At 46.2% G+C, this 10,384-nt stretch carries 8 protein-coding genes; 6 read left to right on the forward strand and 2 right to left on the reverse strand.

Annotation, left to right across the window (positions count from 1 at the left end; genetic code table 11):
• Nucleotides 1-81: 81 nt before the first annotated feature.
• Nucleotides 82-1,338: an MFS transporter gene (locus CAG64_RS07485; RefSeq protein ID WP_161489292.1), complete on the reverse strand. Its 1,257-nt coding sequence runs from the start codon at nucleotides 1,336-1,338 to the stop codon at nucleotides 82-84.
• Nucleotides 1,339-1,452: 114 nt separating this feature from the next.
• Here CAG64_RS07485 and CAG64_RS07490 point away from each other — a divergent pair, with 114 nt between their 5' ends.
• The 5 genes from CAG64_RS07490 to katG all read left to right on the forward strand — a co-directional run bounded on the left by CAG64_RS07490 (nucleotide 1,453) and on the right by katG (nucleotide 7,333).
• Nucleotides 1,453-2,346, forward strand: a complete 894-nt coding sequence (locus CAG64_RS07490; protein ID WP_161457933.1) for a LysR family transcriptional regulator — start codon at nucleotides 1,453-1,455, stop codon at nucleotides 2,344-2,346.
• A gap of 167 nt (nucleotides 2,347-2,513) precedes the next feature.
• A complete protein-coding gene (locus CAG64_RS07495; RefSeq protein ID WP_161457932.1) occupies nucleotides 2,514-3,392 on the forward strand; it encodes a hypothetical protein in 879 nt (292 codons plus the stop codon).
• Between the two features lie 98 nt (nucleotides 3,393-3,490).
• Nucleotides 3,491-4,375, forward strand: a complete 885-nt coding sequence (locus CAG64_RS07500) for a hydrogen peroxide-inducible genes activator (RefSeq protein ID WP_161457931.1) — start codon at nucleotides 3,491-3,493, stop codon at nucleotides 4,373-4,375.
• A gap of 188 nt (nucleotides 4,376-4,563) precedes the next feature.
• Complete coding sequence (locus CAG64_RS07505; RefSeq protein WP_161457930.1) at nucleotides 4,564-5,034, forward strand: Dps family protein; 471 nt, start codon at nucleotides 4,564-4,566, stop codon at nucleotides 5,032-5,034.
• A 127-nt stretch (nucleotides 5,035-5,161) separates the two neighbouring features.
• Nucleotides 5,162-7,333, forward strand: a complete 2,172-nt coding sequence (gene katG, locus CAG64_RS07510; RefSeq protein ID WP_161457929.1) for a catalase/peroxidase HPI — start codon at nucleotides 5,162-5,164, stop codon at nucleotides 7,331-7,333.
• A gap of 306 nt (nucleotides 7,334-7,639) precedes the next feature.
• On the opposite strand, the gene CAG64_RS07515 is transcribed toward katG, so the two are convergent.
• Nucleotides 7,640-8,572: a hypothetical protein gene (locus CAG64_RS07515; protein ID WP_161457928.1), complete on the reverse strand. Its 933-nt coding sequence runs from the start codon at nucleotides 8,570-8,572 to the stop codon at nucleotides 7,640-7,642.
• 322 nt (nucleotides 8,573-8,894) lie between these two features.
• Here CAG64_RS07515 and CAG64_RS07520 point away from each other — a divergent pair, with 322 nt between their 5' ends.
• The gene (locus CAG64_RS07520) at nucleotides 8,895-9,428 is read left to right on the forward strand and encodes a DUF3859 domain-containing protein (protein WP_161489293.1); all 534 of its coding nucleotides are present in this window, start codon (nucleotides 8,895-8,897) and stop codon (nucleotides 9,426-9,428) included.
• The last annotated feature ends 956 nt before the right edge of the window (nucleotides 9,429-10,384 follow it).

Genomic DNA, 10,384 nt, shown 5'->3' on the forward strand with positions numbered 1-10,384 from the left:
AACAAGTTTCAAACATAATTAACAATTACATTCTTATTGTTATTTCAAATAATAATTTTTGGAAATACGCGTATCGCGAATTTAGTCTCCATCTGTACTACTTCTCTTCCTCATAAAGATTCCTACCATTGCGAATGCTACAAGCCCTGACGCTAATAAAAATGTAATCGTAAAGCCGAAAATAGATGAATTTTGTTCACCATATATGCGAACAGCGGCCGTCATATAGACCCACCCCATCACTGAAGCTCCGGTCATTAAACCTGAGTTTCGCGAAAAATTAAGCAGAGCAGAAGTAATGCCTTTGTTGCTCTTTTTGACATTTTTCATAACCGCGGTGTTATTCGCAGCTTGGAACATCGCATATCCAGCAGTGATAAGGACCAACGATGCCATGTACCCTAGTGTTGACGTCGATTGGGCGCTCAGCGCGATGGACAAGCAGCCAACTATCATACTGATAAGGCCAGCACAAATAACGAATGCAGCGCCTTTTCGGTCAGTTAACTGACCAGCCGGAGCACCAGCTATCGCAGCAACGATAGGGCCAATTGCCATCAGGAGCCCTACTTTTTCGGGGCTCAGTTGCAACCCGTTACTTAGATAAAAAGGACCAACAACCATCGTAGACATGATCACCGCCGAAACCAAAAAATTGGCCATGCAACTACGTAAAAGGTGATGATTTTGTTGCAGTTGAATAACCCAAGAAGCAGCAATGGATGTACTCGGAACTTCTGAGGCGGAATGGGGTAATAAGCGACTCAGCAGCACATAAGCCAAGATTCCAACTGGCACACTTACGTAAAATATCGTATTCCAGTGAAAATGACTGATCAGTACACCGCCCAACACAGGTCCCAGTGCAGTACCCACTGCAGAAGTAGTGCCCAGCAAACCCATAACGGATCCCATTTTCGACGACGGAACCAGATCGCTGACAAAACTCATCGCCAAGCTCATCAGCAATGCAGCCCCTACGCCTTGAATAGCGCGTGCGGCAATCAAAAGAACGAGGTTGTCCGACAAAACACAGCCTACGGTCCCGACAAGAAAAATCCCTAATCCTTTTAGTACCAGTGATTTTCTTCCGAACCTGTCTCCTAACATTCCCGCAACAGGCATCAACAATGTCATCGCCAGCAAATAGCTGATGGTTAGCCACTGAACTCCGGACATCGCCACCGAAAACGTGTTCGCAAGATCTGGTAATGCCACGTTAACCACACTGATATTGAAGGAAGATAACAGCACAACCATCGCCAGACCGCAGAGCGCCAGTCGTTTACCAAATGGTAATGTATCGGGCTGTTCAAGTTTAGATATGTTGGCTTTCATGGGCGTTCCTTTTGTTCGTCACCTAAGTTTCGATCAATTTTATCCACCAGCATTGAATGGCGGAACACGCATGAACTACACTTATAAAATGCACAGAACGCCACACTCTGAATAATGAAAGACATCGATTTAAATCTAATCCCGGCACTGAAAGTACTTCTTGAAGAGCGAAATGTTGCTCGCGCCGCCAGACGAATGAACTTGAGTCAGTCAGCAATGAGCCGGACCTTGGCGCGTTTGCGTGACACGATGGACGATCCTGTTCTAGTGCGAGCAGGCCGAGGGCTGGTTCCCTCGCCACGTGCACTGGAGATTCAGGCTCAGGTGGCCCGAATAAGTTCAGAGGTTGAAGAGGTACTCAGACCCGTGACCTCGTTACACATCGGAGAGATCGAACGTACCTTCACACTCTTAACCAGCGATGGATTTGTGGAAAGTATCGGCGGCACACTGATCCAATCCATTGCCGAAGAAGCGCCCGGTATTCGGATCCGTTTTCTCTCTCACGCAACCGCCCAAGGTAATAGCCTGAGAGATGGCTCGGTCGATATTGAGACGGGTAAACTCAGCGAGTTGTCTCATCCCGAGCTGATTGTGCAAAGAATGTTTGATGACGAATTCATCGGCGTGGTTCAAAAAGGTCACTCCCTGAGCAGGAACACCATTACACAAAAATCGTATCTGCAAGCGGGTCACATTGGCGTGTGTCGTAACGGTCAACGCGGCCATCACTTAGCCTCGTTGTTAGATAAACCAGAAGATGAACTTGATGTTCGCGCATTGGTTGGCAGCTATAGCAGCGCGGTCGCATTAGCACGAAGCACACCTTTTATCGCCACCGTTCCGGCAAAGCATACGGAAAGCCTGAGGAAAAACATGCATAGCTTTGCACTGCCGTTTAACCTCCCCTCCATCACCATTTCAATGTTCTGGCACCCAAGAATGAACGCCGATCTGGCACACCGCTGGTTGAGAGAAAAGATCTTGACCATCAGTCAGACATTGTAAATTTCGCCGCGCATACTGCGGTGAAGGCTTCTTTTGTCTGGCTGAGTCGCTTCAAGTCAGTGCTTATTTTCACCCTCTAACTAACGCGCTCTCCCACACGAAAGAACTACGCGTACCATTTAAACGTATATACTTGGTAACAACAGATACCTTTTCAGAGAGTAGTGATGTTGAAACAACAACTTTATGAACGTTATCTGCCAGGGTACTCAGAAAGCAAGAGTAACGAAGAAAAGCAGCGCCTCTGGCAGCAAGCCGCGCCCGAAACCATCTACCAGCTCAACAGCGAATTGCAAAAATTGCATGGTGAAGGTGCTGATTTTCTTTCGCTGAGCGATCCAATGCGCGCCCAACTCGGTGTAACAATTTGGCCAGATCTTTTGGCGATGGATATCGCGTTTTGGCGAGAACATCAACATTGGCTGATGCATAACGATATTCCTCCAACCAGTTTTAAGCGAGTCAATGACTCCAGCCTAAATTGTAAGATCCCGCAAAATTACATCAATCAGTACAACGGGGAACACTTGCGGCTATATTATCAATCCCAACTTGTTTATGGTCGGCTTTACAGTGCACTCCACTACATTCTCAATCACGTCAAATCGGCCATCGATACCTGGATAGAAGAGCGCTACCCTTACCAGTTGCCCTCTGAGCTGTACTTCCCGTCTGACGATGAGCAACCCACCCGCTCACAAATTACGTATCGACGATCTGACAATTTCAATTACCAATCGCTCAAACGCTACTTTAACCAGCACTATTCCAGCTGGCTTGGGGAACAGTACCTCAACTGGATGCTCGAACTCAATCAGCAGCTCAACCGCCAAACTGCCGCCACGTATATCGTTGAGTACTGCGATGCCCACGGCTCACCGTGCGTCGATTTCATTTGTAAAAACGAAAGCACACTCCGCATGATCCGCCCTGATCATTTTGTTGAAGATATGCTGCAAATGGCAAGCTCCACGCATTACCTTGAGCACGAAGTCCAACTCGTTGCGCTAGATATTGAAAAACGGTGTCGTGCCGAAGGATGGTAGGTACCCATCGATTTTGCTCGGCAGCACCAAATAAACGCGTTTCAATCATCTAAAATAACTTTGATGAAGGAACGAAATCATACCGACAGGCGGGCCGCATGCTATCCATTAAACAATTAACGTATGCTTTGGCCGTTTCGAAGACTCTGCATTTTCGCAAAGCGGCCGAACTCTGTCATGTTCGTCAATCCACATTAAGCACGGGCATCAGTGAGCTTGAAAAACAGCTTGGCATTAAGATTTTTGAACGCGACAATAAGAAAGTGCTCGTTACACCGATCGGCCGAGAGGTGCTCGACAAAGCATCAAACATCATGCTTCAACTTGAAGATATGACACATCTCGATCACAGCCAACCCTTCTGTTTTCCGCTTTCTGTTGGCATGATTCCGACCATCGCTCCCTACCTGCTGCCTAAACTTTTACTCACGCTCAAAAAACAGTATCCAAACGCCAAAATTGATATTGTAGAAGAGCAATCACACGTGTTGGTGGACATGGTACACAGTGGTGAAATCGATGCCGCAGTGCTGGCCATTCCCTACCCTTGTGATGGCTTGCTCACCTTGGAGTTTTGGCAAGAAGACTTTTACTGGGTTGCACTGGAAGGTGAAAAACACACAGACCAAACTGACATCGCGTCCGAAGAGCTTCAGGATACCAACCTGATGCTGCTGAAAGAGGGCCACTGCTTGAAAGATCATATCCTTGACGCGTGCCGGCTCTCTGAGCAAACGGCCAATCAGGAATACCGAGCAACTAGCCTCAATACCTTGATTCAGATGGTAATGAGCGGCATGGGGACGACGTTGATCCCGGAAATGGCATTAGAGCAACTGGTGACACACTATCCGGTATTATCGACCGTTCATCTTAATGAGCCCGGGCCACATCGTCGCATCGCACTGGCCTTTCGTCCCAATTACGCGGATGTGACCAGCTTGGAGGTGCTCTCTCGTATCGCCAAACAATCTCTCACTTAACCACCATACCAATCGCTGCAGGAAACAACATTGAACACGCGCGCATCAGTTCCACAAGGTTCGCTCAGCCATCTAAATTTTCGAACGTAACATTCATTTTTATCATTTTTACAAATCACTGCATGTACTCAATACTTTTTGTAGCACTTAGTAAATAACAGCACTGAGCGGTATTAAAGGGAGTGAACATGACACACATTAATATCGGGATTGACAGAGAGCATCGACTGAGTACAGCCGAAGGATTAAAGCGCCTTCTCGCAGATTCTTACACTCTCTACCTACAAACGCATAATTTTCATTGGAATGTGGAAGGTCCGAATTTCAGAGAACTGCATCTGATGTTCGAAGAACAGTATACAGAGCTTGCGACTGCGGTAGATGACATCGCGGAGCGAATCCGCACACTGGATGTGCCAGCTCCCGGTACTTTCCGAGACTTCGAGCAGTTAAGCGCCATCAGAGAAGTCGAAGGCGTACCCAGCTCAACGGAAATGATCGACATCCTTACCCGAAACCATGAACACGTAGTGAAAACCGCTCGTCATGTTCTAAAGCTTGCGCAGCAGGCCGATGATGAGTCCAGCATTGCGTTGGTGTCCGATAGAATGCGAATCCATGAGAAAACCGCCTGGATGTTACGTTCTTTACAAAAATAACTGGCATCCACAACCATAAAAGGATGTATCTAATCTTGTTAACCGTACAGACTCGTACCTTATGCCCGTGTTGTTCACCAGTTGTACCGACTAGCACTCGCACATCGCCAATAATGGGAGAATACACATGTCACAGGAAAAAGCGCATTCCGCTGGCCAATGTCCGGTAATGCATGGATCCATGACCACTCAGGATCGAACTGAAAAAAACTGGTGGCCCAAGTCCCTCAACCTCGACATCTTGCACCAGCACGATATCAAAACGAATCCGATGTCGCATGACTTTGATTACCGGGAAGAAGTTAAAAAACTCGACTTTGCAGCATTGAAGCAGGATCTGATCGCCTTAATGACCGATAGCCAGCCTTGGTGGCCGGCAGACTGGGGCCATTACGGCGGACTAATGATTCGCATGTCCTGGCATGCTGCGGGGACTTATCGAATCGCCGATGGACGCGGCGGCGCGGGCACCGGTAACCTTCGTTTTGCTCCCCTCAATTCATGGCCAGACAATGCCAACCTAGACAAAGCCCGTCGCATACTTTGGCCAATCAAAAAGAAATACGGCAATAAACTCAGTTGGGCAGATTTGATCGCCTACGCCGGAACAATCGCATACGAATCCATGGGGTTAAAAACGTTCGGTTTTGGATTTGGTCGTGACGATATCTGGCATCCAGAAAAAGACACCTATTGGGGCTCAGAGAGAGAATGGTTAGCCCCGACAGACAATCCGCATAGCCGCTACTCAGGTGAAAGAGATCTGGAAAACCCACTTGCCGCCGTAATGATGGGCTTAATTTACGTCAATCCTGAAGGCGTCGATGGTCAACCCGATCCGCTCAAAACCGCACACGATGTTCGTATCACGTTCGCCCGCATGGCAATGAACGATGAAGAGACGGTCGCGCTTACTGCTGGTGGCCATACCGTCGGGAAAGCGCACGGTAACGGCAACCCGGCCAATCTGGGGCCAGAGCCTGAAGGTGCAGACATTCAAGATCAAGGTCTGGGCTGGCTAAACAAAACCACTCGCGGTGTTGGCAGCAATGCGGTCACCAGTGGTCTCGAAGGCGCCTGGACCACGCATCCCACTCAATGGGACAACGGCTATTTCCATCTGCTTCTTGACTACGACTGGGAATTAAATAAAAGCCCCGCAGGCGCTTCGCAATGGGAGCCTGTCAATATCAAAGAAGAGGACAAACCCGTCGACCCGGAAAACCCGTCGGTGCGACACAACCCAATCATGACCGACGCTGATATGGCGATGAAGATGGACCCTGAATATCGCAAAATCTCGGAGCGCTTTCAGCAAGATCCAGCGTACTTTGCCGATACTTTCGCCCGTGCGTGGTTCAAGTTAACACACAGAGACATGGGGCCAAAAGCCCGATATATTGGCCCGGAAGTACCTCAAGAAGATCTGATCTGGCAAGATCCGGCTCCCCAAGGAAATACGGACTACAACGTAGACGCAGTCAAAGAAAAAATTGCCGCCAGTGGACTGTCGATCGGTGACATGGTCTCAACAGCATGGGACAGCGCACGTACCTTCCGTCAATCCGATAAACGCGGCGGCGCAAATGGTGCCCGGATTCGTCTCGCACCTCAAAAAGACTGGCAAGGTAACGAGCCAGACCGCCTGTCTAGGGTATTACCAGTGATGGAACGCATCGCCAGTGAGAACGGTGTGAGCTTGGCAGACGTCATTGTACTGGCAGGCAACGTGGGTATTGAGCAGGCCGCCAAGGCCGCAGGTATTCCTATAACGGTGCCGTTTTCTCCTGGACGCGGTGATACCACGCAAGCAATGACAGATGTAGAGTCCTTCGAAGTTCTCGAGCCGCTGCACGATGGTTACCGTAACTGGCTAAAACAGAGCTATGCGGTAACGCCAGAAGAGATGCTGTTAGACCGCACTCAGTTAATGGGTTTAACGGCCGCAGAAATGACGGTTCTGATTGGCGGAATGCGTGTGCTTGGCACCAACTATGACGGCAGCAAACACGGCGTGTTGACCGACCGAGTCGGACAGCTCACAAATGATTTCTTTATCAACCTGACCGACATGAATTACACGTGGGAGCCGGTTGGTGATAATCTCTATGAAATTCGCAGCCGCAGTACCGGTGACGTTCAATGGACAGCAACACGTGTTGATCTGGTATTTGGCTCCAACTCAATACTCAGAGCTTACGCGGAACTGTATGCTCAAGACGACAACTTAGATAAATTTGTCGAAGATTTTGTTGTCGCCTGGGGTAAAGTCATGAACGCGGATCGTTTTGATCTCTAGTTGAAACTGCACTCGCTCCCCCGCACCACAAGCCATCGTGCGGGGGACACACATCTTATACAAAAGCACAAACAACCATTCTGTGTCTGGCTAGAATACTAACCACAATCGACATGAAAATGCAGTATCACTGAGACAGCGTCTCTGAAATTGCTGCTGAGACCATCACCGGAGCAATTCAGCATTGGAATAGCTCAGCGTCCCGCTTTGTGTAAGCGGCTCACCTCTAAGCGTTGAACAGGATCCTGTTTACTCAAAGGTTTGGAAACTATTGTTGTTGGGCACCTCCTACGTTAGGTGGAAAGCCTATAACTTGTCATCATGACTGACCAATATTTCGGCCACATAGATTTTGGCGTAAGGATCTACCGAAGAACTTTCATGGTTAACCTGAACAACACTAATTAGGTAATATCGATTAAGAAACTCAATGACTTTCGCTTCCCTTAGATACATATTTAGCTCTTTTACATCTTCGTTCGTTGTCTTATCAATCACGTAAATATTACTATAGTTATCGTAAAATCCTCTTGACTCGAGAATGAATGGAAGATCCTTATTGATATCTACTTTATCATTTGGTCCAAATGACACGACCCTATATGACTTTAATTGAAGAGAAAATGTATCGTAGAAATCGAGCTTATTGATTTCATTTACATCTACTGAGCCTAAAACTCTACCCTCACTTTCATTTGACTTAACAATAATCAACTCCCCTTCTTTGTTCAAAGCTAAAACGTTTTTCCTCCTCTTCCCATTAATTTCGGCCATTTGGGGAGGTTCATGTGTTTGATTAAACGGCGGGAAGGTAACTTTGATGGGCCGACCTGTTTCTTTATCTACAGCAAACCAAGTCGCCACTTCTGGAATTGAATGTTTAGTTAAATCAAAAGGCACTACGGCTGGCATTGGTTTGTTTGCTTCCAACTTACCGTCAGCCCACCACGCAACGAAAATTAATATCGCTGCGGCTCCAGTAACTCTGAGTGCGCCAACTTTAAATGTTGCGTCACTGACTCCCCCTAAAAATCGATATAATACTGCGGCGACAGCAATACCCAAAAAAATCGCAATAATTGGAGGTGGGATAAGTATAGGATCTTCGAGAAACCATAAAGCCGTTGATATTAGCGCCAAGAGTAAAGTAGTAACGATGATCACTACAATAACTATATCTTCTGCATTGAGTCTTTTGCTTGGTCGGTAGTCTGTACTTGGCTCAACATTGCTCATCATTACGTTCTCAGTCATCACCATATGCAACAATTATAGCATCAACTTGTGACTATTCACGGAAAGATTAGCATTAGGAGAACCTTAAAAAACAAATTAAAATCAATTAGTTGAAGACTATTCCCTTTTCAATAAACAAGGTAAGAATTACCTTTCTATCAGATAGGTATGTGCTGGTGACAGCGGGACAGCTTCACTCGAAGAAGAAAATATTTTCTGTTGTTAATTGTCTTATTTTATATGGATTTATATACTGTTTAACCGTTTTCAATCTATTATTCACATAAACAAAAATCTCGTTTGATATGAGCTAAAAGGAACAACGATGATTCACAATAAAACGTCAGTAATTTGCTTACTTTCTATTTTAACTCTGCTGGGTGGTTGTACATCTACCTTTGAAACGCAATCCACTCAGGAGCAACAAACGAAAACTAACGCAGCAGCCACCGCTCTGATCAATCAATTTGGCCAGGCTACGCCGATCGTAAATAATAATCAGGTTGTGGGTTACAGCTTCCAGGACGACTCTGACACTGTAACGGCGAAAATAGGTCAGTTCTTTGGTTTCCGTTACAAAGCAACGCAAACGATCAAACTCAGCGCTGGCTCTACACAAGCGACGGTAGAAAGTAGCCTGCCAGTCGTCATCGAAGTCACTCATCCAGCTATTAATGGTTCAACGTCCAGCAGCTGGAACGATACACTGTATTTTGGTCGTCAAAACTACGTGATGTGGCAATTTGAGTCCAATCAAGAACTGGTGGCCGGTAAATGGACTGTGGCAGTAAAACTGAACAACCAAACCATCGCTGAAAAAGACTTCTCTGTCGACGTATCTGAGAACTCAAAAGGCTAATCGTATATAAAAAGCCGCCAATGATGTGTCATTGCGCGGCCTTTTTATTCCGAATTTTTGTTATATCGATATCGCTGAATTAAATTAAGCTCAGTACCTTGTACAACAGAGATGCCACCAAACCTAGAAATTTTCAGCTACTCAGTGGGCGCGATATTAGAGCCATGTACTTCCCACACACTCAGAGTGCCCTTGCCGAGTGAAGCACTCGCATTCGATTCCCCATTTGCGTTGTGCCCTCTTTCTCTAACTTAGCGTACGCTTGTGAACCAGAGCCAATGTTATAAGCCAGGATAGACAACTGCTTTGAGACACATTATATATGTTCAGGAAAATTGCTATTAACAAGATGCAAATGAGCAATAAAACTCGCTAAAAGAAGAGGGGGAAACCTCAATTTAGGCAAGCGATTAGAAGCGTTAAAATCACGCTTGCCAGAATATTCGGTCAAAGTATTTAGGTTGTCCAGGGCTTAAGTGCGACACAACACCTTATCAACGTGTTCATTGCGATGCACTCTCACAGCATCTCATGCAGTAACTGTGACGGAGAATCTACACAAACACATTTTGGACATTTCTGAGCCAGAGAGATTTCTAATTTAGCTGTCTCTGAATAACTTTTCGTATCCCAAATTGAAGAACTGAACCTCTATTTGAAACGCCGAATCAGAAAGGTGTTGGAGAGAAACGAGCAGCGACAAATGTCGTAGCTGTTAATAGTTCTTTCATCTCGTAATTTCCTATAAAGATAAATTATTAAATAGACAACAAATCTGTTGCCTATTACTGCTTTATTAGGAGGATGTTCAAATGATAATACTTCTCCGAATTCAAATAATTACTGCAATGAAACAGAATACTCATGCAGACTTAGCAATTCTGTTTGGTATAGAAGCTCCTTTTGGTAATACCAATTCTCTAAACATATTCATGATGACTCTCCATAATTATTTC

This window comes from Vibrio sp. V38_P2S17PM301, from assembly GCF_009904845.1.
Lineage (GTDB): Bacteria > Pseudomonadota > Gammaproteobacteria > Enterobacterales > Vibrionaceae > Vibrio > Vibrio proteolyticus.